19 protein-coding genes and 1 pseudogene are annotated in these 25022 nt (G+C 68.1%); 13 read left to right on the forward strand and 7 right to left on the reverse strand.

What is annotated here, in order from left to right; translation table 11 throughout:
- Nucleotides 1–66: 66 nt before the first annotated feature.
- The gene (locus ACYVC6_RS06125) at nucleotides 67–516 is read left to right on the forward strand and encodes a thioredoxin family protein (RefSeq protein ID WP_460712017.1); all 450 of its coding nucleotides are present in this window, start codon (nucleotides 67–69) and stop codon (nucleotides 514–516) included.
- A gap of 4 nt (nucleotides 517–520) precedes the next feature.
- On the opposite strand, the gene ACYVC6_RS06130 is transcribed toward ACYVC6_RS06125, so the two are convergent.
- Nucleotides 521–1537, reverse strand: a complete 1017-nt coding sequence (locus ACYVC6_RS06130; RefSeq protein ID WP_460712019.1) for a GDP-mannose 4,6-dehydratase — start codon at nucleotides 1535–1537, stop codon at nucleotides 521–523.
- 247 nt (nucleotides 1538–1784) lie between these two features.
- On the opposite strand from ACYVC6_RS06130, the gene ACYVC6_RS06135 reads away from it, so the two are divergent.
- From ACYVC6_RS06135 to ACYVC6_RS06185, 11 genes are all read left to right on the forward strand, one after another.
- On the forward strand, nucleotides 1785–2264 hold the full coding sequence (locus ACYVC6_RS06135) for a DUF4395 domain-containing protein (RefSeq protein WP_460712021.1): 480 nt from the start codon (nucleotides 1785–1787) through the stop codon (nucleotides 2262–2264).
- Between the two features lie 74 nt (nucleotides 2265–2338).
- On the forward strand, nucleotides 2339–3187 hold the full coding sequence (locus tag ACYVC6_RS06140) for a sulfurtransferase (RefSeq protein WP_460712023.1): 849 nt from the start codon (nucleotides 2339–2341) through the stop codon (nucleotides 3185–3187).
- A complete protein-coding gene (locus tag ACYVC6_RS06145; RefSeq protein WP_460712025.1) occupies nucleotides 3187–3483 on the forward strand; it encodes a DUF1416 domain-containing protein in 297 nt (98 codons plus the stop codon). The genes ACYVC6_RS06140 and ACYVC6_RS06145 overlap by 1 nt, the downstream gene beginning before the upstream one ends.
- A gap of 97 nt (nucleotides 3484–3580) precedes the next feature.
- Nucleotides 3581–4666: an ATP-binding protein gene (locus tag ACYVC6_RS06150; RefSeq protein WP_460712027.1), complete on the forward strand. Its 1086-nt coding sequence runs from the start codon at nucleotides 3581–3583 to the stop codon at nucleotides 4664–4666.
- 29 nt (nucleotides 4667–4695) lie between these two features.
- Complete coding sequence (locus tag ACYVC6_RS06155; protein ID WP_460712029.1) at nucleotides 4696–6093, forward strand: SDR family NAD(P)-dependent oxidoreductase; 1398 nt, start codon at nucleotides 4696–4698, stop codon at nucleotides 6091–6093.
- A gap of 121 nt (nucleotides 6094–6214) precedes the next feature.
- Nucleotides 6215–7591, forward strand: coding sequence for a tyrosine-protein kinase domain-containing protein (locus ACYVC6_RS06160; protein ID WP_460712031.1), 1377 nt, complete (start codon nucleotides 6215–6217; stop codon nucleotides 7589–7591).
- A 1-nt stretch (nucleotide 7592) separates the two neighbouring features.
- A complete protein-coding gene (locus ACYVC6_RS06165) occupies nucleotides 7593–8648 on the forward strand; it encodes a glycosyltransferase (RefSeq protein WP_460712032.1) in 1056 nt (351 codons plus the stop codon).
- The gene (locus ACYVC6_RS06170; protein WP_460712034.1) at nucleotides 8645–10789 is read left to right on the forward strand and encodes a LicD family protein; all 2145 of its coding nucleotides are present in this window, start codon (nucleotides 8645–8647) and stop codon (nucleotides 10787–10789) included. Before ACYVC6_RS06165 ends, ACYVC6_RS06170 begins: the two co-directional genes overlap by 4 nt.
- A complete protein-coding gene (locus ACYVC6_RS06175) occupies nucleotides 10786–11634 on the forward strand; it encodes a LicD family protein (protein ID WP_460712036.1) in 849 nt (282 codons plus the stop codon). Before ACYVC6_RS06170 ends, ACYVC6_RS06175 begins: the two co-directional genes overlap by 4 nt.
- Nucleotides 11631–13109 (forward strand): O-antigen ligase family protein, encoded by a 1479-nt coding sequence (locus ACYVC6_RS06180; protein WP_460712038.1) that lies wholly within the window; start codon nucleotides 11631–11633, stop codon nucleotides 13107–13109. Before ACYVC6_RS06175 ends, ACYVC6_RS06180 begins: the two co-directional genes overlap by 4 nt.
- On the forward strand, nucleotides 13106–13957 hold the full coding sequence (locus ACYVC6_RS06185; RefSeq protein ID WP_460712040.1) for an LpxL/LpxP family acyltransferase: 852 nt from the start codon (nucleotides 13106–13108) through the stop codon (nucleotides 13955–13957). The genes ACYVC6_RS06180 and ACYVC6_RS06185 overlap by 4 nt, the downstream gene beginning before the upstream one ends.
- Nucleotides 13958–14179: 222 nt before the next feature.
- On the opposite strand, the gene ACYVC6_RS06190 is transcribed toward ACYVC6_RS06185, so the two are convergent.
- The 3 genes and pseudogenes from ACYVC6_RS06190 to ACYVC6_RS06200 all read right to left on the reverse strand — a co-directional run.
- Nucleotides 14180–16252, reverse strand: a complete 2073-nt coding sequence (locus ACYVC6_RS06190) for an acyltransferase family protein (RefSeq protein ID WP_460712042.1) — start codon at nucleotides 16250–16252, stop codon at nucleotides 14180–14182.
- Nucleotides 16253–16520: 268 nt separating this feature from the next.
- A complete protein-coding gene (locus ACYVC6_RS06195) occupies nucleotides 16521–17990 on the reverse strand; it encodes a sugar transferase (protein WP_460712044.1) in 1470 nt (489 codons plus the stop codon).
- 549 nt (nucleotides 17991–18539) lie between these two features.
- A pseudogene (locus tag ACYVC6_RS06200) lies at nucleotides 18540–18968 on the reverse strand (GDP-mannose 4,6-dehydratase); the annotation flags it as partial.
- Nucleotides 18969–19863: 895 nt separating this feature from the next.
- Between ACYVC6_RS06200 and ACYVC6_RS06205 the strand changes: the two are divergent.
- Nucleotides 19864–21024 (forward strand): lipopolysaccharide biosynthesis protein, encoded by a 1161-nt coding sequence (locus ACYVC6_RS06205; protein WP_460712046.1) that lies wholly within the window; start codon nucleotides 19864–19866, stop codon nucleotides 21022–21024.
- Here the strand turns inward: ACYVC6_RS06205 and ACYVC6_RS06210 are convergent.
- The 3 genes from ACYVC6_RS06210 to ACYVC6_RS06220 are packed head-to-tail and all read right to left on the reverse strand — an operon-like array spanning nucleotide 21021 to nucleotide 24297.
- Nucleotides 21021–22292: an O-antigen ligase family protein gene (locus ACYVC6_RS06210; protein ID WP_460712048.1), complete on the reverse strand. Its 1272-nt coding sequence runs from the start codon at nucleotides 22290–22292 to the stop codon at nucleotides 21021–21023. The genes ACYVC6_RS06205 and ACYVC6_RS06210 overlap by 4 nt on opposite strands.
- A gap of 2 nt (nucleotides 22293–22294) precedes the next feature.
- Complete coding sequence (locus ACYVC6_RS06215; RefSeq protein ID WP_460712050.1) at nucleotides 22295–23479, reverse strand: CDP-glycerol glycerophosphotransferase family protein; 1185 nt, start codon at nucleotides 23477–23479, stop codon at nucleotides 22295–22297.
- The gene (locus ACYVC6_RS06220; RefSeq protein WP_460712052.1) at nucleotides 23476–24297 is read right to left on the reverse strand and encodes a glycosyltransferase family 2 protein; all 822 of its coding nucleotides are present in this window, start codon (nucleotides 24295–24297) and stop codon (nucleotides 23476–23478) included. The genes ACYVC6_RS06215 and ACYVC6_RS06220 overlap by 4 nt, the downstream gene beginning before the upstream one ends.
- Nucleotides 24298–25022 lie beyond the last annotated feature (725 nt).

Here is a 25022-nt window from a genome sequence, read left to right on the forward strand (position 1 = left end):
ACGTCCCGGAACGTCCCGCGAGGGGCGGAGGCGGAATGTGTCGGTCACGTCGTAGGTTGTGGCCGCGTGAGCACTGGTGCGTGGGTCCTGGTCGTCGCGCTCCTGCTGGCGCTGGGTGTGGGACTGGTGCGCGCCTTGACCGACGGCCGGTTCCGGGGCACCCACCGGATCCGCCACGTAGAGCCGGACCCGGTGACCGCCCCGGGAGAGGACTCGGTGCTGGCCGGCACCGACTGGGCTCCGGAACTGGGGGAGCACGCCACCCTGCTGCAGTTCTCCTCGGCGTTCTGCGCGCCGTGCCGCACCACCCGGCACGTGCTCGCCGATGTGGCCGAACGTCACGAGGGGGTCACCCACATCGAGGTGGACGCCGAGCACCACCTCGACCTGGTGCGCCGGCTCGGGATCATGCGCACCCCGACCACACTCGTTCTCGACAACCTCGGACGCGAGCGCACGCGCGCGAGCGGTGCCCCTCGCCGCGAACAGGTGGAGGCAGCGCTCGCCGCCCTATGACCGGCTAGCGCTGCGGCACGTAGTCGAGCGAGTGCTCGACGCCTGACTCCACGCGGCGCAGCTCGACCTCCACCATGTTGCGGACCATCGCCTCGAAGCCGATCTCCGGCACCCAGCCCAGCTGCTGGCGGGCCTTCGTCGCGTCGCCCAGGGTCTCCATCACCTCGGCGGGTCGCAGCAGGTCGGGGTCCTGGTGCACGTAGGGCCACGGCTCACCCAGGCCCGCCGCGGCAAACGCCGCGACCAGGAAGTCCTCGAGCCGGTGGGAGACGCCGGTGGCCACGACGTAGTCCATCGGCTCGGTCGCCTCGAGCATCAGCCGCATGCAGCGCACGTGATCGAGCGCATGGCCCCAGTCCCGGCGGATGTCGAGGTTGCCGAGGCTGAGGCTCTCGCGGCGGCCCAGGGCGATCTCAGCGGCGGCTCGGGTGATCTTGCGGGTCACGAAGCCGGCGCCGCGCAGTGGGCTCTCGTGGTTGTAGAGGATGCCGCTGCTCGCGAACAGACCATAGCTCTCGCGGTAGTTGACGGTCAGGTGGTGCGCGAAGCTCTTCGCCGCCGCGTACGGGCTTCGCGGGTGATGTGGGGTGGTCTCCGTCTGCGGCTGCTCGTCGGCCAGACCGAAGATCTCCGACGTGGAGGCCTGGTAGAGGCGGGGCGCGGCGCCGTGCCGGTCCTGGTAGAGACGCAGCGCCTCGAGCATCCGGAGCACGGCCATCCCGTTGATCTCCGAGACCAGCTCGGCGTTGTCCCAGCTGAGGCCGACGGAGCTGAACGACGCCAGGTTGTAGATCTCGTCGAACCGGTGCTTCTCGATGAGGTGTGCGAAGCCGACCCCGTCGCGGACGTCGTGCTCGACGACCTCGAGCCCGTCGAGGCCGCCGAGATAGGTGAGGACGTCGGGCCGCCACGAGCTGCTGGGGCGCACTGTCCCCACGACCCGGCGGCCCTCGGCGAGCAGGTCGCGGGCGATCAGGAAACCGTCCTGGCCGCCGATACCGGTGATGAGGGCGCGACGCACGAGAGGACAGTAGCGCCTGCCGTACCAGTTCCCGTGTCTCGAAATTCGAGACGCATGTCCACAATGTGGGCGACCGGTCGGAATCCGGTCACACACCTGTCACCGTTGGTGGCGATGACTACGACTTGGCTGACGAAGAGGCGCGCGGTGGACCACTGCCGCGTGCGCTCCAGCCTCTGTCGCTCCTGCTGAGAAGACCGGCCGCGTCCGCGGCATCCCCTCTCACACGCACCTCGCAGGAGTACCCATGTCTGTTCTCAGTACGCCGTCCACCGGCGCGATCTCCACAGCCGGCGTCCGCGCCGGCATCGACCCGCGCGGACCGCAGTTCGTCGCCGCGCTGACCGCCGTCACCCTGGCGGCCGCCCTCCTGCTGCCGCCGGCAGCAGGGCTGGTGATCGCCACGGTGCAGGCCGCGCTGTTCGCGGTCGGCGCGACCCGCGGCGTCCAGCGCACCCCGCAGTCGTGGCTGTTCCGCACCCTGGTGCGCCCGCGGCTGGCCCCACCGGCCGAGCTGGAGGATCCGGCGCCGCCGCGGTTCGCCCAGGCGGTCGGCCTGGCCTTTGCCACCGTCGCCGTCCTCGGGTTCGCCGCCGGCGCCACGCTCGTCGCGCAGGTCGCGCTCGGCCTGGCCCTCGTGGCGGCCGTGCTCAACGCGGTCTTCAGGTTCTGCCTGGGCTGCGAGATGTATCTCCTGCTGAAGCGCCTCACCTCCATCGCTGGTTGAGGAGGTCGCGCAGCGACCGTCTCGAAACCACGCAAGCTTCGAACCAGACTCAACAACAGAGAAGGAACACCGTCATGACTCGCGAGAGCTCGCTCGTCTCCGCCCAGTGGGTGGAGGACAACCTGGACAACCCCGACATCGTCCTCATCGAGGTCGACGAGGACACCACGGCCTACGACAAGGGCCACATCAAGGGCGCCATCAAGCTCGACTGGACGACCGACCTGCAGGACCAGGTCCGTCGCGACTTCGTCAACAAGGGCCAGTTCGAGGCGCTGCTGTCCTCGCGCGGCGTGGGCAACGACCACACCGTGGTGCTCTACGGCGGCAACAACAACTGGTTCGCCGCCTACGCCTACTGGTACTTCAAGCTCTACGGCCACCAGGACGTCAAGCTGCTCGACGGCGGCCGCAAGAAGTGGGAGCTCGACTCCCGCGAGCTGACCGACGAGCTGCCCGACCGGGCGCCGACGACGTACGTCGCGCAGGAGCAGGACTCCAGCATCCGGGCGTTCCGTGACGAGGTCGTGGCCGCGATCGGCACCCAGAACCTCGTCGACGTGCGCAGCCCCGACGAGTTCGCCGGCCGGCTGCTCGCCCCGGCCCACCTGCCGCAGGAGCAGGCGCAGCGCGCGGGCCACATCCCGACCGCGGCCAACGTGCCGTGGAGCAAGGCGGCCAACGACGACGGCACGTTCAAGAGCGACGAGGACCTCAAGGAGCTCTACACCGAGGCCGGCGTCGACTGGAGCAAGGACACCATCGCCTACTGCCGCATCGGCGAGCGCTCCTCGCACACGTGGTTCGTGCTCAAGGAGCTGCTGGGCCAGGACAACGTCAAGAACTACGACGGCTCCTGGACCGAGTACGGCTCGCTGGTCGGCGTTCCCGTCGCCCTGGGCGACGAGCCAGGTGACGCCTGATGTGCGGCGCGACCGAGGGTGGTCTGTCCCTCGACGGCATCGACGTCAACAAGGAGGCCGTGATCCAGGGCCAGGTCGTCCGCGACGGCGAGCCGGTGTCCAACGCCTACGTCCGGCTGCTCGACCGGACCGGTGAGTTCACCGCCGAGGTCCCGACCTCGGCGACCGGGCACTTCCGGTTCTTCGCCGGTGACGGCGACTGGACGCTGCGGACGCTGGCGCCCAAGTCGGACCCGGTCGACTCCCCGGTGCACGCCGCGGTCGGCTCCGTCGCCGAGGTGACTGTCACGCTCTGAGCGCGGCGTATGGGCAGGAACCCCCGGGTTTCTGCCCATACGCGCCCCAGCGCCTTCCTTGCGACCTACGGTTGAACTGCGGGGAGGGAGGCGCGGGGTGAACGCACCGGACGGAGGCGAGCTCTGGCGGCTTGCGCTGGAGCACTCGCCGGTCGGCATGACCCTGGTCGGGCTCGAGGGCCAGCTGCTGGTGGTCAACCGTGCGCTCTGCGACATGCTCGGCTACGACGCCGACACCCTGACCACGAAGGGGTTCCAGGAGCTCACCCATCCCGACGACCTCGACAGCGACCTCGAGCTCTTCCACCAGACCCTCGCCGGGGAGATCGACTCCTACCGGCTGAGGAAGCGCTACCTCCACGCCGAAGGGCGCATTGTCTGGGGCGACCTCTCGGTCGCCCTGGTGAAGCAGCCGGACGGCTCGCCGCTCCACTTCATCTCCCAGATCCTCGACATCACCGAGCTGACGCGTGCGCTCCACGTGATGGACGAGTTCGTGGCCTCGGTGTCTCACGAGCTCCGCACCCCACTCACCTCGGTGCTCGGCTACCTGGAACTCCTGCGCGCCCGGCACGACCTCCCCGACGGGGTGCGCACCCACCTCGACGTCATCCACCGCAACGCGGGAAGCCTCAAGCTCCTGGTCTCCGACCTCCTCGACGTCGCCCAGGCCCGGGAGGGTGGCCTCGAGCTGCACCGGAAGGACACCGACCTCACCGCCCTCGTCCTCGAGGCCCTGGACGCCGCCCGCCCCCTGGCCGGCGCCGCCGAACTCGACCTCGCTGTCGACGTTCCCGACACCCTCGTCGCCCACGTCGACGGCCCGCGCATGCGGCAGGTCGTCGACAACCTCGTCTCCAACGCCGTGAAGTACACACCGCCCGGCGGCTCGGTGACGGTGGCGCTGTCCCGAGACGGCGACGACGCGGTCCTGACGGTCCGCGACGACGGGATCGGCATGACCGAGCAGGAGGCGGAGAGGGCCTTCACCCGCTTCTTCCGAGGCGAGGCAGCGCGGCGCCGGGAGATCCCGGGCACCGGCTTGGGGCTCAATATCGCCTCGTCCATCGTGGACGCCCACGCCGGCAAGATCGAGCTCGAGAGCGAGCCCGGCCGTGGCAGCCGGTTCACCGTCCGCCTGCCGATCGGGGACGCGCAGCCGGCGCCCCAGCCGGGCCGCTAGTCTCACCCGGGCAGGAACATGGGGGTCGGATGCGCTGCATAGCGGTCGTGCTCGCAGGTGGCACAGGCACGCGCGTCGGCCTCGACGTGCCCAAACAGCTCATCAAGATCGCCGGCAAGCCGATCATCGAGCACACGATCGCGGCGCTGTGTGCCTCGCCGCTGGTCGACGAGGTGCTGGTGATGATGGCGCCGGGCTACCTCGACCCGGTGCACGCGATCGTCCGCGGCGGCCGCTACCCCAAGGTGAGCGGGATCCTCGAGGGGTCGGGCACCCGCAACGACACGACCCGGGCGGCGCTCGACGCGCTGAGCGACCGGCTGGGCGAGGAGGACTGCTTCGTGCTGCTGCACGACGCCGTCCGGCCGCTGCTCTCCCAGGACATCATCGAGGCCAACGTCGAGGCGCTGCAGCACTACGACGCCGTCGACACCGTGATCCCGTCGGCTGACACGATCATCCAGGTCGACGACGACCACCTGCTGATCGACGACGTGCTGCGCCGTGACGTCCTGCGTCGCGGCCAGACCCCGCAGTCGTTCCGGCTGTCGACGCTGCGGGACGCCTACCGGCTCGCGGCCGGCGACCCCGACTTCGTGGCCACCGACGACTGCACGGTCGTGCTGCGCTACCTGCCGGACGTGCCGATCGCGGTGGTGGCCGGCCACGAGCGCAACATGAAGGTCACCGAGCCGATCGACGTCTACCTGGCCGACAAGCTGTTCCAGCTCAGGTCGATGGAGGCCCCGAGGGCGATGAGCCCGGAGGACTACCGGCGCGCGTTCGAGGGCCGCACCCTGGTGGTGTTCGGCGGCTCCTACGGCATCGGCCGGGACGTCGCGCTGCTCGCCGAGGAGTACGGCGCCACGGTGGTGACGTTCAGCCGCACCAGCACCGGCACCCACGTCGAGCGCCGCGAGGACGTCGCCGCGGCCGCCGCCGAGGCGCTGGCCAAGACCGGCCGGGTCGACTTCGTGGTGGTCACCGCCGGCGTGCTGCCGCAGGGCCTGCTGACCGACGCCACGGAGGAGACGGTGGTCAGCGCCACCGAGGTCAACTACCTGGCGCCGGTGTTCATCGCCCAGGAGTTCCACCCGCACCTGGTCCAGACCAGGGGCTCGCTGCTCCTGTTCACCTCGTCGTCCTACACGCGCGGCCGGGCCGGCTACGCGCTCTACTCCTCGAGCAAGGCGGCCCTGGTCAACCTCACGCAGGCGCTCGCCGACGAGTGGGCCGCCGACGGGGTGCGGGTCAACTGCGTCAACCCCGAGCGGACCGCCACGCCGATGCGGTTGCAGGCCTTCGGCGAGGAGGCGCCGGGCACGCTGCTCACCTCGCGCGCCGTCGCCCGTCAGTCGCTCGACGTGCTCGCCTCCGACTTCACCGGGCACGTGGTCGACGTGAGGCGTGACCTCAACGGCACCTGAGCGTTGATCTGCTAGCCGATAGGGGAGCGGGTATCGATCCCGCACACGGGGAGCCCCTCCGGCCAGTTCATCGATCGACCGATCCGCTCCGGATCGTGACCGGCCCAGGGAGGGAGCCCCCGTGCAGATCCGTGCATTCCTCGACGTGCTGCGCCGGCGGCTCGCATTGATGGTCGTGTGCGTGCTCGTCGTCACGTCGCTGGCCGCCCTGGCGACGTTCCTGATGACGCCGGTCTATCAGTCGACCTCGCGGCTCTACGTCTCGGCCGCCCAGGCCGACACGGGCGAGGCCTACGCCGGCGGCCTGCTGTCGGAGCAGCGAGTCGCGGCGTACGTCGAGATCGTCGAGAGCTCCCTGCTGGCCACCCGGGTGCACGACCAGCTCGACCTCGCGGACAGCGCCGAGGAGATCGACCGCAAGGTCAGCGCCAACACCGTCGGCGAGACGCCCGTCCTCGAGATCCACGTCAAGGACGCGAACGCCGACCTGGCCCAGCTGCTCAGCCAGACCTACGCCGAACAGCTGGTCAGCGCCGCGGCCGAGATCGAGAGCCCGCGCGGTGACAAGGGCACACCGGTCACGGTCACGATCATCGACCCGGCCACCTCGCCAGCGAGCCCGGTGTTCCCCAAGCCGGTGCTCAACCTGACCCTGGCGCTGATCCTCGGGCTGGTCCTGGCGGTGGCCGTGGCACTGCTGCGCGAGGTGCTCGACAACACGATCAAGCAGGTCGAGGACCTGGGTCCCGAGGGGCCACCGCTGCTGGGTGCGCTGGTCGCCGAGTCCGCCAAGGACCACGCCACGATCGTCAGCCAGCTCCCCCAGAGCGCTCCGCGCGTCGAGGCGTTCCGGATGCTGCGCACCAACATCTCCTTCGTCGACATCGACCAGCCCAACAAGGTCCTGGTCGTCACGTCGCCGATGCAGGGCGACGGCAAGACCTCGGTGGCGGTCAACCTCGCCGTCTCGCTGGCGACCGCGCAGGTGCGCACGCTGCTCATCGACGGTGACCTGCGGCGCCCCAAGGTGGCCGCGTCGCTCAACCTGGTCGACGACGTGGGCGTGACCACGGTGCTGCGCGGCCGGGTCTCGCTGGAGGACGCGATCCAGCGCTACCGCTCCGGCGGGCTCGAGGTGCTGACCGCCGGCACCCCGCCGCCCAACGCCGCCGAGCTGCTCCAGAGCGACGCGATGGAAAAGCTGCTCGACCACGTGCGCACCAGCTACGAGGTCGTCATCATCGACTCCCCGCCGCTGCTGCCGGTCACCGACGCGGCGCTGCTCGCGGCCCGCGCGGACGGCGCGGTAGTGGTGCTCCGGCACGGCCGCACCACCAAGGAGCAGTGGCGCGAGACGCAGTCGCGCCTCGAGCAGGTCGACGCCACCACCCTGGGCGTGGTCATGAACATGGTGCCGTCCTCGGACGCCACCTCCGGCTACGCCTACGGGTCCTACAAGCCGCAGCCGACCCCTCGAGGACAGCGTCGGAGCAAGTGACGTGCGGGTCCTGCATGTGGTGGAGTCCTACGGCGCCGGGACGGCCAGCGCCGTGCTCGACTACGTGCGCGCGACGCCCGAGCTCGAGCACCACCTCGTCCGGCGGCTGAGGAACGACGCCGACCACGCCGACGACGGCGAGCTCGCCCACTTCGCGTCGGTGACCGAGATGGCGGCGGGGACTGTGCCGGCCATCAGGTCCGTGCGGGCGGCGGTCGCCGCGGTGCGTCCCGGCGTCGTGCACGGCCACTCCAGCTTCGGCGGCGCGTTCGCCCGGCTGGCCGTCCGCCGCGGCGGCCGGGGAAGCGGCCCGCTGGTCGTGCACACGCCCCACTGCTACGCCACCGAGCGGCGGGACCTCGGCCGGCCGGCCAGGGCGGCGTACGCCGTGGCGGAGCGGCTGCTCGCCCTCAACACCGACGTGGTCGCCGGCTGCTCGCCGCGCGAGGTCGACCTGGCCCGCCGCGTCGCCCCGCGGGCCAGGCACGTCTTCGTCCCCAATGTCTCGAGCACCGTGACCGACGTTCGGCCGCAGGTGCCGACCGCCACCGAGCGGCCGGTCATGACGGGGATGGGCCGGCTGACCGCGCAGCGCGACCCAGTGGCGTTCCTGCAGGTCGTCCGTGCGCTGCAGCAGGCCGGGCACCACCCGGTGACGGCGCGGTGGATCGGCGACGGCAGCCCCGACCTGGCCGCGCGGCTCAGGGCCGGCGGGGTCGAGGTGACCGGCTGGCTGCCGCGCAGCACGGCGCTGGGGCTGCTGGGGGAGACCACTGTCTATGTCCACACGGCCCGCTGGGACGGCGCGCCGATGACGATGATCGAGGCCCACGCGCTGCGGCTGCCGCAGGTCGCGCTGCGGTCGCCCGCGGTCGCCGACGGGCCCGCGGGCGCGGTGGCCAGGCACCCCGTCGAGCTCGCGGCGATGGTGGGCGGACTGCTGGCCGACCCGGAGGAGCGGCGGGGCAACGTGACCGCCTGGGACGGCTACTTCAAGGACTGCACCGACGAACGCCAGCGCGAGGCGCTGCTCGAGGCCTACGGGGTCACCCGGTGAGGTTCGACCAGGCCGTCGTCGACGACTACCTCGAGGCGGCGCATGCGGTGGGCGACCACCTGCTCGAGACGTTCGACCAGGCGTGCCGGGCGGCCGGCGTGCCCTACTTCCTGACCTCCGGCACGTTGCTCGGCGCGGTGCGCAGCGGGGGCTGGATCCCCTGGGACGACGACGTCGACGTCATCATGTTCCGCGAGGACTACGAGCGGCTGGTCCCGCGCATCGGCGGCCTCCTGCCCGCCAACGTGGTGTTCAGCTCGCCCGAGACGCGGGCGGACCACATCACCGTCATCCCGCGGCTGCTCTATCTCGACAGCCGGCGCGTGCACGTCGGACGACACCGCTCGCTGGTGCCGATCGAGACCAAGCACATCCCGCTCGACATCTTCATCCTCGACGAGGGCCCGCGGAACGCCCGGCTGCGCAAGGCCTGGTCGCTGACCGCGCACGCGCTCGACAAGGTCGCGGTGGCCCGCTACACCTCGCTGCGCGACGTGGTCCAGGAGTCGGCGATCGGCCCCGCGCGCAAGGCCATGGAGACGGTGGGCGTCCTCCTGTCCAGGGTGATGCCGCGGCGGCGCTGGCACGCGCTGCGCACCTGGCTGGTGCGGCTGCCGGCCCGGTTGGGGCGTGGCGGCCGCTTCGTCGCGGTCAACTACTCCACCCCCGGCGGCCGCCGGATGTCGTTCGAGCGCGACTGGTATCTCCCGGCCGGACAGGTCGAGTTCTCCGGCGGCACCTACCCCGCGCCCGGCGACCCGACCGCCGTGCTCACCGAGCTCTACGGGCCGACGTTCCTCACCCCGCCCGACGTCGTCGACCGCCAGCCGGTCCACATCCGCGGCGGCCTGGACGTCAGCCTGGGGACGCGCACCTGGGAGGTCGCCCCCCAGGCCAAAGAGCCGAAGGAGCCGACCGGAGACGCCGGCCCCGACGGCGAGGGGTCGTTCGGCCACCAGGTCGCCTGGTCGATGGTCGCCCGGGTCACCTCGGCGGTGCTGCAGGTGCTGGTGCTCGTGCTGCTCGCCCGCGGACTCGACCCCGGCTGGTTCGCGCTGCTGATCAGCATCAACGTCATGCTCCAGGTGACGGTGGCGGTCAACGGGTTCGGCCTGCTCCGCCAGATCGAGTATCGCCGCAGCCGCGACCGCAGCGATCCGACCCTGGCGTCGCTGTTCGCGCTGCGGCTGGCGTTCAGCTGGGCCAGCGCGGCCGCCTGGGTCGTGTTCTGCCTGATCCTCTACGCCGCCACCGGCCAGGTCTTCGCCATCGCCCTGCTGCCGGCGGCGTTCTGGCTGCTCGTCGAGCAGACGACGCAGGTCTGGAACGGCGTGTCCGTCGTGGACGGCAACACCCGCAACCTGGTCGGCTCCTACATGTCCCGCCGGCTGCCGGTCGCGGCCTTCCTGATCGTCGCACTGGTCTTCGACCTCTGGATGGTGTGGGCGTGGTCGATCGGCCTGGCGGCCGGCTCGGTCCTCTCCTACGCGTGGGGATACTTCGGCCAGGAGCAGTGGGCCCGGATGATGTGGCCGCGCCGGGGCAGCATCACCACCAAGGTCCCCTTCGACCTGGGCTACTGGTGGGGCCTGGTCGGCCAGCAGCTGCGCGACTTCGACGTGGCCGCGGTGCACTCCGTCAGCGACGCGGTGTCCGGCTTCTACGCCTTCCCGGCCCGGCTGGTCGCGCCGATGAACCTGGTCACGGTCGCCGCGGCGACCTCGGTCTTCCCGCGGGTCGCCCGCGGTGGGCTCACCCGCCGCCACCTGCGGCTGGGCCTCAGCGTCGGGCTGCTCCCGGTGACCCTGGTCGCGGCCACCCTCGCCCTGGCGGCGCCGCTGCTGCCGGTCGTCCTCGGCGAGGCCTACGCCGGCTCGGTCGACGTCCTGCGGGTCACCTGCGTGACCGCGGTGGTGTCCGGGGCCGGCACGATGCTGGCCTTCATGGTGCAGGGCCACTCCACTGAGGCGGCGCGCACCGCCGGCTACCTTGCGCTGGCGTTCGCCGTCCTGCAGATCGCGGCCGCGGCCGTCGGCGCGGCGCTGGACGGGGCGGTGCTGGCCGCCGCGCTGGTGGCGGTGGTCAACGCCGGGCTCGCCGCGGCGCTCTATCTCCAGGCCCGAAGGGTGGCGGTCTCGTGACCGGCCAGGAGCTGGGGCCCGCGGCCGGCACCGTGGACCGGGCCGGGGTCGCCGCGATCCAGGGCCTGGTGCGCGGCCTGCTCGTCGAGCTCGACCGGGTCGCGTCGCTGGCGGGCGTGCCCTACTTCCTGGCCTACGGCACCGCGCTCGGCGCGGTCCGCGACGGCGACCTCATCCCGTGGGACGTCGACGCCGACGTGTGGCTGGCCCACGAGCACTACGCGCGGTTCGTGGGGGAGGTCGCGGCCCTGCTCGGGCCGGACTACGAGCTGCTCACCCCCGAGACCCACGACGACTACGAATACCTCTTCCCGCGGCTGGTGCTGCGCTCGGTGCACCACGTGTTCGTGCGGGTCGACGTCTTCCCCCTCGACCCGGCGCCGACCAGCCGGCGGCTGGCGGCGGCCTACGTCGCCGGGATGCACCTGCTCGCCCAGGTCCTCTTCGTCAAGCGGGCCCGCACCGACGTGCGCAAGCACTACTCGGCCGGCAAGCGGCTGCTGACCCGGCTGTTGCGGGCGGTCGCCAGGCCGGTCCCGGACCGCGTCCTGATCAGGGTCTTCCGGAGGCTCCAGGCGTCCGGCCGCCCGGACTCGCCCCTCGTCGCCAACTCGTGCGGCTCCTATGGCGCCCGCGAGGTCTTCGCGCGCGAGTGGTTCGCCGGCGCCACGGCGTACGACGTCTTCGGCCGCGCCCTGCCGCTGCCCGGCGACGCCGACGCCGTGCTCACCCAGGTCTACGGCGACTACCGCACCCCCGTCGACCCCGGGCGGCAGCACGACGAGCTCGTGCACGCCACCGCCTCGTTCGTACGCCCGCTGCAGGAGCAGGGGGTGCTCGCGTGACCACGGCGACGATGCGCCAGCGCCCGCGTCAGGCCCCAGCCGCGTCGACCAGCGCGGCCGGGCCGGCGTGGCGCCCGCAGGCGCCGCTGCTCACGCTGTCGCTGGTCGGCATGGGCGCCCTGATGACTGTCGCCGGGCTCGGCCTGCGTGGGTCGTCATGGATCCTGCCCGACGGGCTGCTCGGGGGCGGGGTGGCGCTGATCCTCGTGGCGCCGTTCGCGCGCGGTGCGCTCGACGTGATCGTGACGCTGAGCCCGTTCATGTTCTACACGCTCTCGCCGGTCGGGGGGATCCTGACCGTGGGGTCCTCGGACCTCCTGCTGCCGGTCGTGGTCGGCGTGATCGTCGTCGCAGCCGTGGTCGGGAGCCGGGTCCCCGACCGCCTCCCGCGGCTGTCGTTCGCGGCGCCGATGCTGGTCGTGTCCGCGGTGCTGGTGACCGCGTCCACCTGCATCTGGACGATCGTCGACCCCGACTTCCTGGCCAAGCGCTCGATCGCGGACGCGGTCAAGCTCGGCATCGGCGTCGCGTACTTCATCGTCGTCTACGTGCTGGCGCGGCAGGGCGGCCAGGCCACGGCGATGCGCGCGTTCCGCCTTTGGTCCTGGACGGCCACCGCCCTGTCGGTCGGCTCGCTGGCGGGCGTGACCGGCGCGGTCCAGATCATCCCGTCGGACGGCTATCGCTCCAACGGCTACTTCGAAGATCCGAACCTGTACGCCGGCTATCTGCTGGTGTCGCTGTCAATCGTGCTCTTCCTGGGGACGATGGGTGACCTCGCCTGGCTGCCGTTCCAGGGGCTCGCCATCGTCGGCGGCGTGCTGATGACGGGTTCGCGCGGCGGCCTGGCCTCCCTCGTCCTGTTGCTCGTCCTGGCGCTGCTGATCATCAACTCGGCGCGGATCAGAGGCATGATCCTCGGGCTGGTGGCTGTGGCGACGGGGTTCATCATGTGGCTCGTCACCATGGGCGCCCAGGGACCTTCGATCCTCGGGATCAACCGCCTCGTCGGCGCCTCGGACGACGTGGGCGACGACCCGCGCCTGCGACTGTGGGGGGTCGCGGTCGACAAGTGGCTCGACAACCCGTTGACAGGCATCGGGCTCGGCCAGTTCGAGCGTTTCTCCATCGCCGCGGGTGGCGCCCTCAAGACCACCGGCCTCGGCTACGTCACGCACAACACGTTCCTCTTCTTCCTGGTCGCTCTAGGCGTCCTCGGGCTCGGGTTGTTCCTGGCACTCCTCGGCTGGCTGGTCGCTCGGCTCTACTCGAGCCGACTGCCGCGCCAGGCGAAGCACGCCCTGCTCTCGGGTGTCCTGGTCCTGTGCAGCCAGTTCATGACCCTGAACCTGCAGAACCTGCGCTACGTGTGGATCTACTTCGGGCTGGTGCTCGCCATGTCCGTCGTGACTGGGCCGAGCGACGCCGACCCGCCCGACGCGCTCGCGCAGGAGCCGGTGAAGGGCAGGGCATGATCGAGGCCCCGCGCTACCACACCCGGATGCAGCGGCCGCTGCTCGCCAGGGCCCGCCGCTACACCCCCGACCCGCTGGTCCGGGGGCTGATCGCGGTGCGGACGAGGCGAGGTCTGGCCGACCCGGCGATGCTGGACCGCGGCCGCCGGGAGATGCGCTTCGTGCTCGGCGACGACGCCCCGGACGCCGAGGTCGAGGCCGCGGCGCGCCGCTACGTGGAGCAGTGGTTCACCCGGGCCGAGCTCCGCTGGCGGCCGCGGATGATGCTGATGCCGGTGCGGGGGATCGAGCGGCTCGAGGGCGCCCGCGCAATCGGCCGGGGGGTGGTGCTCAACTTCTCCCACCACGGCCACTACGAGGCCGCGATCGGCTCCGTGGGCCTGGCCGGGGTTCGGCAGGTGACGATCAACGACACCAAATACCTCCGAGACGACTGCCCCGACTCCCGCCGGCAGAACCTCGTGCTGTCGGAGCTCGGCGGCAACCGGCTGGAGTTCACCGACATCGGCTACGCCGGGATCCTCGGCCTCGTGCAGGCCGGCGAGGTCGTCACCCTGGCCAGCGACGTGGCCGGCACGACGCCGGTCCGGTTCCTCGGCCGCGACCTGCTGGGGTCCTCCGGCGCCGCCCGCATCGCCACGACAGCCGACGCCCCGGTGGTCGTGATGACCACCCGCCGCGACGACCGCGGCCAGCGCTACGTCCACCTGGGCGAGCCCCTGCTGCCCGCGGACTTCGCGACCGTCGAGGACCTGCTGGCAGCGATGCTGGCGCAGCACGAAGAAGCCGTCCGCGCCTGGCCGGAGGCCTACGACAGCCCCCTCAGCCGCTGGGGCCAACCCACCTGACCCGCCCCCGACCAGGTGGGCGCGTGCTGGGACTCAACTCCCGCTGGTCGAGCCCGTCGAGACCCCCGCAGAAGGCACGCGACGCAACGCCTGTCGTGAGACTAGGTGAGCCGCTGCTGGAACTTCTACGCCCACTGGTCGACCAGCAAGCAGGGCACCCACCGGCGCGGCCCGGGGGTGTGTCGAGCCAGCCGCGCCTGACGTGATCGTGGCACTGGAAGCTCAACCCATCAGTGAATCGATCCCGAGCGCCTCGCGGAGTAGAGGTGCCAGGGTTGCGGCGAACTGCATCGTGAGGTGACTTCCGTCCACGGTGACCGGCGTCCGTCCTACGAAGGCAGGGCATCGCCCGCCCAGACAGAACCACTGCCCCGTATTGATGTAGGTGACTCCTCGAGTCGCAGCGGCAGCCGCTTCGCCCGAGGTCATGTCGACCCACTCCGGATCCGTCGAGATGGTGCAGTCGTGTGGTTCATTCAACCTGGTTACGCAGTCGACTAGGTTCCCGGAACGCGGATTCGGACTTATGACCACGAGGCGTTCGGTCAGCGGTTGCAGCAGATCCAGTGTCTCTCCGAGGGCTTGCTCGGCGAGAATGATCGGCGCCTCGTCGATATCAGAGCGCTGCCCGTTCCTGACGTGACCCTGACCGCTCATCAGAATCACTAGATCGGGGCGTTGCGAAGAGATGTAGTCGCGCACGAGCTGGTGATGCTTGGCGCAGTCGGGGTATGGCTTGCCATCCGAGCTGATGTAGCTAGGCAGCGTCCATGTCGGACATGCTCTTAACGTCAGTTGCTGAACTGACCAATGTTGGGTGTCAAGGGCGGACACGATCGCTGGCATCCACGCCATGGCGTACGAGTCGCCGACCACAACGACTTGCCGTTCAGCCCGTTCTGACCCGAAGTGGCATTCGGCGACGAGTTCCGAGTTCACGTTGGTGCAGTAGGTTCGGTCAAGGTTCTCCACCAGTCTTTCCCACCCCAGCCGTTCCAAAGGAGGATCGAAGGCGGGGAACGGGTCCTGGCCGAGGGCTTGGCTGAGACGCTGTTTCTGCTGATCCAGGAGGGACGCGGGACTATCGGCGTCCAAGTCCGCCGCAACTGGGAAGGCCCTCTCTCCCGCTGTTGCCGGGGTGGTCATGACAGCGATTCCGCACAGAAGGCTCACGGTCGCGGTGGAGCTGACCAGGAGGCCAGCACCTCGACGACCGCGTGAGTTCCACGAGGCGTCTCCGAAGCGCTCTCGCTCCGACTCGATCATCAACCAGGGCGCGTAGCGCATCGGTCTTTCGACAAAGTGGTAGCAAAGGGCGGAGAGGGTGGCGGTTATGAAAAGGGTGACGGCGTAGTAGGTGGCTCCGCGGGAGATGAACTCCTCCGAGATCATGTTGACTGGCAGATGGCAGATGTAGAGCGAGTACGAGATGTTGCCCGCGTACACCAGGGCCGGATTAGTGATCACGGGGAGATCGCGGGTTTCGGGATTCACGCCTCCGGCGAGGAGGAAGCAGACCACGACGACGACCGGCAATCCCCAGGGCGCGGGGAACGCGATGCCCTGCTTCAGGACGAAGATCGGCACGAAGATGCCGACGAATCCCATCGTGGTCATCGTCATTCCCACGCGGGGCGGAATCCGCGCGAGGAGTGGTCTTATGACCGCGAGCAACCCGCCGACTCCGAACTCCCAGGAGCGATCGAGTGTAGAGTAGTAGGCGACTGCCGGGTCTGCAGTCGAATGCCACATGGAGTAGCCGAACATGCTGAGCGTGAAGACGACCAGGCCGACGGTCAGCACAATCCTGTCCGTCGCCAGCCGTCGACCGACTGCTAGAAGAACAATCAAAATAAAGGGCCAGACCGCGTAGAACTGCTCCTCCACGGACAAGGACCAGAAGTGGACAAGGGGCGATGCGGCCTGGGCTGCGAAGTAGTCCCCCTCTTGCTGGGCGAAATGCCAGTTCGACGCGAAAAGAAGAGCCCATTGCCCGTCCTCGCGCACTTGGTCGCCACGCGCGTCGGAGAACAGCAGGTAGTGGATCAGGACTGTGACGGTGATGCCCAGCACGGCTGTTGGAAGCAGCCTTCGCATCCGGCTGAGGTAGAACGGAGCTAGATGGATCCGACCCTCTCGGGCGTGGGCGTCCAACAGCAATCCGGTGATGAGGAACCCGGAAAGAACGAAGAACATGTCGAGGGCGGTGAACATGCCCTCCGGCCGCTGGAACAGGTGCCCGAGAACCACCATGAGGATGGCCACGCCGCGTACACCCTGGATGTCGAGTCGCATCGAAGGCCCTCGAACTGTCCGAGACGCATCTGGCTCACTCGTGAGCTGCGCCATCGCTAACGACCTGTCCCCTTGTGTCGGATGTGGGGGGACATGCTAACCGCCGGGATCTGCTCGGCCGAGCCTCTTGGACGACCGCACGCAACTTTGCTTCTGGCGTCCATTCTCTCGGGGAGATCGCGTGCCCTACTCAATCTCCAGCGAACTCAGTTCGGGTGAGTTCCGTCGAGTCCCTCAGCAGGGGCGGGGGACGTAAACGCTGGACGAGTCAAAAGGCCCCGCGCGAACTCAGCACAGCCCCAAGGGTCCGCCCCAGGATCGCGAGGTCCTGGAGCATCGACCAGTTGTCGACGTAGTAGAGGTCGAGGCGGACGGCCTCCTCGAGGGTCAGGCTGCTGCGCCCGGAGACCTGCCAGAGACCGGTCATCCCGGGCCTGACCCGGAGCCGGCGGTCCATCCGGCCGGTGTAGAGCGCGACCTCGGCCGCGACCTGCGGCCGCGGGCCGACCAGGCTCATGTCGCCGCGGACGACGTTGAAGAGCTGGGGCAGCTCGTCGACGGAGAAGCGGCGCAGCCATCGCCCGGGCTTGGTGATCCGCGGGTCGTCCTTCATCTTGAAGAGCAACGCGCTGGCGCCCAGCTGGGCCTGGAGCTCGGCGGCTCTGGCCTCGGCGTCGACACACATGGTGCGGAACTTGAAGCAGCCGAACTCCACGCCCTCGCGGCCGATCCGGGTCTGGCGGAAGAGCACCGGGCCGCCGTCGTGCAGCTTGATCCTCAGCGCGGCGAAGACCAGCAGCGGGCTGGCTGCGAGCAGAATCGCCGCCGCGCCGAGGACGTCGAAGAGGCGCTTGGCACGCCGGGCGGCGTGCACGGTGCGCGGGGGGTCGATGTGGAGCAGCGGCAGGCCCCCGACCGGGCGCATCCGGATCCGCTCCTGGGCGATGTCGTTGACGTGGGGGGCGAGCACGACCTCGCCGTCGTGCTGCTCGAGCTCGTAGACGAGCTCGCGCATGGCCTCCGCCGAGTCGATCGCACCACCGGCGATGACGATCAGGTCGGCGCCGGAGTCGACGAAGATCGAGGCGGCCTCGGCCGAGCGTCCGAGCACGGGCACGCCGTACGGCGTCTCCTCGTCCTGCTCGGGCGCGGGCGTCAGCGCGCCCACGACCTCGTAGCCGATCCAGGTCTCGCGCTGGAGGACCCGGGCCACGTCGTCGACGTGGCCGACGTCTCCGGCGATCAGCACCCGGTGGCGCAGCGCGCCGCGCCGGCGCGCGTTCTTGAGCGAGGAGCGGAGAGCGTAGCGGCCACCGAGCAGTGTGGGGATGCCGAGCACGAAGGCGTAGGCGACGAAGCCGCGGCTGAGGTCGAACTTGGCGAAGTAGCTGACCATCGCCACGCCCGCCAGGGCCAGCAGGGTGCCGTTGAGCAGCCGCTTGTATTCCTCGGGCCCCGCACCGAAGACGGTGTGGTCGTAGGCGCCGAACAACGCGAGGGCGACCAGCCAGCCGACCACCATCAGCGGCCCGGCGAACTGCAGCGAGGCGCTGAGGTCCGTCGCCGCATCGAACAGCCCGAGCCGGCCGCGCAGCACCACCGCCACCAGCGAGACGGTCCCGATCAGCGCCGCGTCGAGCGCGAAGGCCACCCAAGGGAGCAGGCGCAGAGCCCGACTCGGGGACAGACTGATCAGCGCCGAGGACTGCGTCCCCGCCCCCGCGCTGATGACCGCCATGGAGTAGCAACGGTCGTCCGAACTTGGGGTTACTGGTCGGTTAACTCCGTCTGCGGCTCGGTCTAGACATGGCTGCTGCGGATCAGTCGCGCACGAGATGCCGCATGTGCTCGAGGTCGGCATCGACCATGATCTGGGCCAGGCCGTCGGCGTGAGTCTCGGCCTTCCAGCAGAGCACCTCGCGTGCCCTCGAGGGATCCCAGATCAGTGCGTGGACCTCGAGCGGACGTCGTACTGCTCGTCATAGTGACGTGGTCGCGCCTAACCAGACCTGCGTGGCTGAAGGCGGCAGCGCCAACGTCGCGGACGGTACGCCCCTGCCGGTAGCCAGCACGACGTCCTCGGGCTCGTCGCGCTGGAGCAGAGGCCACACCCTCGACATACTCGGGGGCAAATCCTCACTCGCGGACGGCGTCGAGATTGCCGAGATGGAGGTCGTCGCGGACTCCGAGTTTGGTCGCGGCCACGCCCAGGGTGACCTTGCGGAACACGAAAACTCTCGCCACGTCGCGACGACTCGTGGTTCGAGAGGATCCCGGAGACCGCGAAGACGTCGTCGGCCTCCCCGTAGTTGACAGTCACACAATGCGAGTACAGCTTCGCCGCCCCCTACGGCGAGCGAGGCGAGAATGGCGACTGCTCGTGCTGGGTCGGGGAGTCGCGCCGAACGTCTCCGAGGTCGAGGCCCGGTAGTAGCGCGCATCGCGCCCCGCCGAACGGATCGCCTCGAGCAGTCGCAACGCCGACACCGTCGGTCCACGCGGTGTACTCGGGCATCTCGAAAGAGACCCGGACATTGCTCTGCGCCCCGAGGTTGTAGACCTCGTGAGGGGAGATGTCGCGCACCAAGCTGACACCGTCGTTGAGGTCCCCCTAGCGGAGGTGGAGGTTGAGGCTCGTGACGTGATCGATCCGGCCGTGGTTGATCGTCGATGAACGGCGCACCAGGCCGTGAACCTCGAAGCCCTTCGCCAACACCAGCTCGGCCAGGTACGAACCGTCCTGCCCAGTGATGCCGGTGATGAACGCGCGCGGCAAGGAGAGAGGACACTAGTGCTTGTGCGACGGCTCGGCTTGCTGCACGCACGAGTGGCATGGCCACCTGTGCGACGGTCGTGCTCGTCGACAATTCGGATTCGAACGGGGTCAATCAGTCGAGGGCAATCTCAGCGACGGCCCCCTAATACTTCCTCTAAGTCCAGGCGACGAGCCGGAGCACTTCGCTCAGCTCGGTAGTCGCCACCGGCTACCTGCTCAGGGTCAGCCCTCGACGAGAACTCGTTCTCCTGCTCGAGCAGCGTGCGTCGTCTGTTCGCCTTGTCATCGAGCGGCGCTTCAAGATGACGCCTTTGGCGTAAGGTGCAGGTCCCTCCAGACGGGTATCGGAAAAAGCAGATCAGACGTCCTTGCTCGGATGCCGGGTCGGGCAATGCGTCACGATACGTTTGCGCTAGCCAATCACCTGGGAGCCGGGGACCGTTGAACTCACACCCATCAGGGTCTCTCGCGGAGACCCGAGGTCGGGCCACCGATGTCGCGCAGCGTCAAGCCGTCAAGGTGGTTCGCGCCCTCTGGCAGCCGCACGCCCCCGGCTTCTCGACGTGCAACCTGAGAACGACCGGTTGCCGCGCCTTCTGGCAGGCCTCACTGTCAGCGTCGATAGAGGCACCTGGTGTTTCGATGCAGCCCGTGCTCAGTCTCCACGAGCTGGGTATCGAGCTCGGCTAGGCACTTGACAGGCAACGAAGGGTCGGGCGGACCCCTCAGCAGAAGGCCATCTGCGACCACGCGCACATCACCTGGTGCACGGAAGCTCGGACGTCAGGTGGGATGGTCCTTCGGATCCAGAGCGATCGCCGCTCTGCTCCAGGTAGTGACACTGGTGTTGCTGGCGCGCGCACTTTCACCGGGTCTCTTCGCCTTTGTGTCCTCGGTGAACGTAGCCCTTCAAATAGTGGTTGCCGTCAACGGCTTTGGCCTCCAGAAACAGATCGATCTCCGCCGGGCTCGCGATCCCGCGGATCCGACGCTCCAATCCCTGTTCGTTGTACGCCTCCGCTACACCTACGCCAGCGCGATCCTCTGGCTGGGGTGCTGTCTCGTGACCGCCGTTGTGATGCAGAACGTGCTCCTCATTGCGATCGCACCGACAGCCGTCTGGTTGGCGGTCGAGCAGACAACGATCGTCTGGAACGGAATATCCATTGTCGACGGCCAGATCCAGCGGCTGTTGCCCTCGTATCTTTACCGGCGCCTTCCGGTGGTGCTCTCCTTGGTGGCCGCGTCACTCATCGATGCGCACGCTGTCTGGGCCTGGTCTCTCGGTCTCGCGTTCGGATCGGTCCTTGCCTTCTGGCGGGGATACGGAAGCCAGGATCGTTGGGCGCAAACGCTCTGGCCGGCAAAAAGGCTGGTCACCTCCAAGGTGTCGCTCGACTTCGGCTTCTGGTTCCAGGAGCTGGGCAGTCAACTCCGTGACTTGGACGTGGTGGCCATTGCATTGGTCAGCCCCTATACCGCTGGTATATATGCCCTCCCGACACGCCTGGTGCGCCCAATGAACATTGTCACCCAAGCGGCGGGGTTGGTCGCCTTTCCGAGGTTGGTCCGGCGGCAAAGCATCACCCGAAGGGAACTCGGAATCGGTCTGCTTGTCGGCAACCTACCGGTAGTCGCCATAAGTGGGCTGGTGGCTACCGCGGCGCCCTTGATCCCGACCATCGTAGGAGCTGCCTATGCCGATTCCGTCCACCCGATGCAAATCTTGTGCCTGGCGGCAGCCGTGAGCGGCACGACTACTCTGCTCACCGTCTACCTGCAGGCCCGGTCGAGCCAAGCGATTCATTTCGCTGGCGGAGCCACGCTCCTCTTGGGTGCCGCGCAGATCTGCCTGGCGGCTGCAGGAGCGCTGGTCGACGGGGCGGTGGGCGCAACGATAGGAGCCGTAACCGCTCAGACGGTCCTGGCGCTGTTGTTGCTCTGGCGCGCTGACCGGCAGTGTCGATCCGAAGCAAAGGACACTGGTCTGAACTAGGGGGACGCGTTCAGGCCTGCTGCGGGCGACCGCTCACCGAGCCTGGTCGTTTTGGCACGTTCGAGCGACGCTGCTGCCACCTCGGGGGACCGCATGATCGCCCCGGCAACCAGCGGGAACAGGCATAGCATGATCATGAAGGGGAACACCTCGATGGATTGGTAAACAAAGGATTCCAAGACTGCGGCGAGGTAGCCGGCGCGGAGCGCTGACAGCCGCCTGTCGAGGGCGGCATACGGGGCGAGGAGCAGCACGTAGAACAGTACGGCGCCGAGAAGCCCGTAACTCAACAACTGCTGAATCAATCCGGACTCCACGACTCCGGTTTGCACCGACGTCAGGTTGCGAGTTACGTTGGTGTAGACGCCGGCCTCCCGTCCGACAATTAGCGGACCGTCCAGCCACACTCCGACTCCCTCGCTCCATCGGTTGATGCGGGTCGTGTTGCCAGCACCGCCCTTACTCAGCGCACTGAGAATCCGCGCTGCGTAACTGCTGTCCCAGACGAATGGCAGGGCTGGTATAGCCACGTACGCTGTGACGATGACGTAGCGAGCCCGCGCCCGCGAGCCCCCGACGATGAAGAAGAAGATAATGACGGCAAGCGCCAAGATCATCGCGCCCGAGCGCGAGTAGGAGACGACGACGCCCAAGGCGCAGACCGCCGCCATCAGGACGGATCGTATCCGTCGGGTAGTGATGTAGAACTGCGCGAAGACCACTGCCAGAAGCGCCATAACCAGCGGGTAGTGGAGGTAGCTCCCAGTGAGTGACGAGGGGCGAACTGCACCGGAAAGGCTCGACGTGTCGTTGCCTGGAAGGGCAAATGGGTCGGAGGCGAACTGCTGGAGTGCGGCGACCGCCAGCAGCGCGATCGCCGTCAGCGATAGCCAGAACTCGATCCAGATGTCCCTCGCCCTATCAAGGGTGACGGATGCGACTACGAATAGGGATAATGCGAAAACGCCCATCACTGCCGAATACAACCAGGCGCTCGGGAAACGGTTGAGCACGTCTGTGAGCGCGGTCGACACGAACGCGACGACGCAGAAGGAATACGCGACGACTATAAGGCGTCCGAATTGAGGTCGCCGGCTGGCTCCGCCGAGGGCTAGAATGGTCAATAGGAGCAACCAGCACGTGGTTTGTATGACGTAGCCTGTCTGCTTCGAGGTGTGGAGTTCGAACACCCCGCGCGAGACTGACGCGGCGAGCGAGACTGCGAAGACGACATTAAGCAGCACCGAGTGGCGCTTGGGACTCTCCACCGCTACGAGCCCCGTTTCGGGGTCGCCGTCTCGTCGATCAGGCGGAGCCCTAGGTGGAAGACGCGCTCAGCGTTTCGCCGATCACGGTGGGCGTGGAACAAGTCCCGCACCCGAGCACGCTCTGCGGACCATTGGTGTGGGTCGAGAATGGCTTGGGTCACTGCGTCGAAGACCTCTGGCCAATTCGTGCACTTCGGCCCCGGGGTGACGTCCGCGTAGTCCCAGTTGAGCTCTCGATCTTGGACCACGTAGGAGTTGAGGTCGAACGGGGCGAAGATCACTGGCCGATCGGTCAGCAGATAGTCAAGGTAGACGCTGGAATAGTCGGTGAGCAGGATGTCGGCGTCGTCCAAGAAGCCGTACGTGTCATGGCCGATGTCGTGACCACCGATGAGGCGCACGTGGTCGCTCTGGATCATCGAGAAGTGTCTGGCGTGATAGTGGTGGACTTTTATCAGGAGTTCGGCATCAAGTCTCGCCAGGATCGTCTCAGCGGCGTCCAGATCCAATTGGGTTAGAGGGTGGATCGCCACCGCCCCTTCCCCGCGGTGGGTAGGGAGATAAGCGATCTTGATGCCCGAACGACGCATCGGTCGGGTCGATAGGACGTCGTTGCGAGGTGACCCGGTGATGAAGACCTTCGACCGGGGGATTCGGAACGCGGAGGCCATAATTGCCGCCTCCGCATCCGACGAAACCGTCACCGGCTGGTCGAGCGTCGAGAAGTGCGGGAATGCCCTGAATACCGCGCGCTTGCCCCATGGGATGGCGGTGATATCGTCGTCCGCAACGATCTTCTTCAACGGGATGCCGTGCCAAAGGTTGATCACGACCGGAGGACGAACGAAGTAGTTGATGTCAAATCGCCCCGTGCATGTGAAGGCGATTGCGGCACGCATGGTATACCAATAGCCGCGAATACTGAACAGCTTGCACGCAACGAGGCCATGCTCTCGAGCCAGTCGGGCCGCCTCCTCGCTCTTGCACAACCACACGCATCGTACGGTTGGGTACGCTGTTCGGATAAACTCCGCCAGATATCTCGGATTATCGGCATATTCTTTGCCGAACCAGGCACCGAACACCCACAGTGCGCGATCACGGGGGGTGACTCTGGAGATCAGATACAGGGGGGTGTTCAGAGCGAACACGACCGCGACGGCCAGGTACCTCAGAAGTGACTTCACGCCTCGATCACCACGCGATCCCGTTCAATCCGGCGAAGGTGTCTTCCCCTCCAACCCAGAGGCGCCAGGCAATAGGCATGTAGGCGGTACAGGAGTGCATTCGAGCGGACCTCGTGTCGCCAGACCTGCCAACGGAACGACTTATGGCCCGCGCGATCCCATCGATGCTCCCAGCGAACAGATCCGTCGATGTAGACCCGCATCCCGGCCTCCCAGGCCCGGAGGCAAAGATCGATATCCTCGCAATAGAGGAAGAACTTCTCGTTCCAGCCGCCGAGGGCCGAGAACTGGTCAGCGCGGATAGCGACGACTGCTCCCGTTACCCATACAGTCTGCACAACTTGACCAGGTGCCGCATGCCGCACGTAGCGGTCCGTCGTCGGATCAACAGCGCGCTGAAAGAAGTGACGCACCTTTCGATGCGGGAACGGCATGCCCCGGCCGTTCTCTTGTAACGAGCCGTCCCCATTGACCAGTTGGGGAGCGACCACCGCACCTGTCGCCCAGGCGGTCGCGGCCAGTTGCCGGATGCCGTCTGCGGTGGTCTTAACATCAGGATTGCAGAAGATCAGCACGTCGCCGGTCGCTGTCCGGGCGCCAACGTTGTTCGCTGCCGAGAAGCCCACGTTCCTTAGCAGCCGCAGAACGGTTGCCCCCAGATCGACCGCCAGATCAGCCGAGCCGTCCGTTGAAGCGTTGTCGACGACAACCCACTCTGCTCCACGGGGGGTCTGGTTGCGGAGCGCCTCGAGATCCGCGCGACTGTTGTACGTCACCGTAACGAGCGTCGCGCTGGGAGTCCGCTGATTGATGTTCATCGCGACCTCAGACGCACTTGGGTCATTCCAGGCTCGCTCGCCGGCCCAGCACCTGCGTCGCACCCCGGGTCACGCCAATCGCGCCCGGAGTTGTTGCTTCTGATTTGAGAGCTGACCTGGGCGAGACTTTCGAGAACGTGCTGGACCTGATCCCGCTCAATCCCGCCGTTCCAAAGCACGGATCGTCGGGTTCGGCATGGCCATTCAGCACCGTTGTCACACCAACCACTCCTCCACCTGAAGCAACCTGGATGCGTGGGGTCGACTGTGGAGGTTGAGATCTTGGCCGAGCAGCGGAGGGCCGTCTTGGGTTTCGTTGATCTGCCCTTCTTGACTGGGACTCGCTTCAACCTGCCCCGCGGTGTCACGCACCGCGTGAAGACGTCAGGCCCCCCGGGCTTCGCCCGGGCCTGGACGTCCAGGGGAGAACCGCGCAGCAGCGCATTCTGCGAACTCACCAGCGACTGCAACGACGCCAAGGGGCAGATGGGAGGCCACCATCCTCTGGGCTGGGACGAGACTGCGCCATCGGGACTCCCCATGAATGGTGGTGCTCAAGAGTGTTCTTGCCTAATGGTCTGGAGATCTAATCCAATCACAGCACCTGGCAGAACCCGATTCGGCGGGCAGTCCTCCTTTCCGCGTCCATGGAGGGGCGCGCGCGAATGGTCAGATCAGCTCGAATCGCCGGGTTCTGTGTGGATCTGTGCGGTCGCGACGAACTT

It is taken from the genome of Nocardioides dilutus (assembly GCF_054779555.1).

Excerpts from the sequence above, each read along its gene's own strand:
- ACYVC6_RS06145 (WP_460712025.1), top strand. The coding sequence starts at position 3,187 with ATGTGCGGCGCGACCGAGGGTGGTCTGTCCCTCGACGGCATCGACGTC.
- ACYVC6_RS06190 (WP_460712042.1), bottom strand. The coding sequence starts at position 16,252 with ATGCGACTCGACATCCAGGGTGTACGCGGCGTGGCCATCCTCATGGTG.
- ACYVC6_RS06195 (WP_460712044.1), bottom strand. The coding sequence starts at position 17,990 with ATGGCGGTCATCAGCGCGGGGGCGGGGACGCAGTCCTCGGCGCTGATC.
- ACYVC6_RS06155 (WP_460712029.1), top strand. The coding sequence starts at position 4,696 with ATGCGCTGCATAGCGGTCGTGCTCGCAGGTGGCACAGGCACGCGCGTC.
- ACYVC6_RS06220 (WP_460712052.1), bottom strand. The coding sequence starts at position 24,297 with ATGAACATCAATCAGCGGACTCCCAGCGCGACGCTCGTTACGGTGACG.
- ACYVC6_RS06135 (WP_460712021.1), top strand. The coding sequence starts at position 1,785 with ATGTCTGTTCTCAGTACGCCGTCCACCGGCGCGATCTCCACAGCCGGC.
- ACYVC6_RS06185 (WP_460712040.1), top strand. The coding sequence starts at position 13,106 with ATGATCGAGGCCCCGCGCTACCACACCCGGATGCAGCGGCCGCTGCTC.
- ACYVC6_RS06140 (WP_460712023.1), top strand. The coding sequence starts at position 2,339 with ATGACTCGCGAGAGCTCGCTCGTCTCCGCCCAGTGGGTGGAGGACAAC.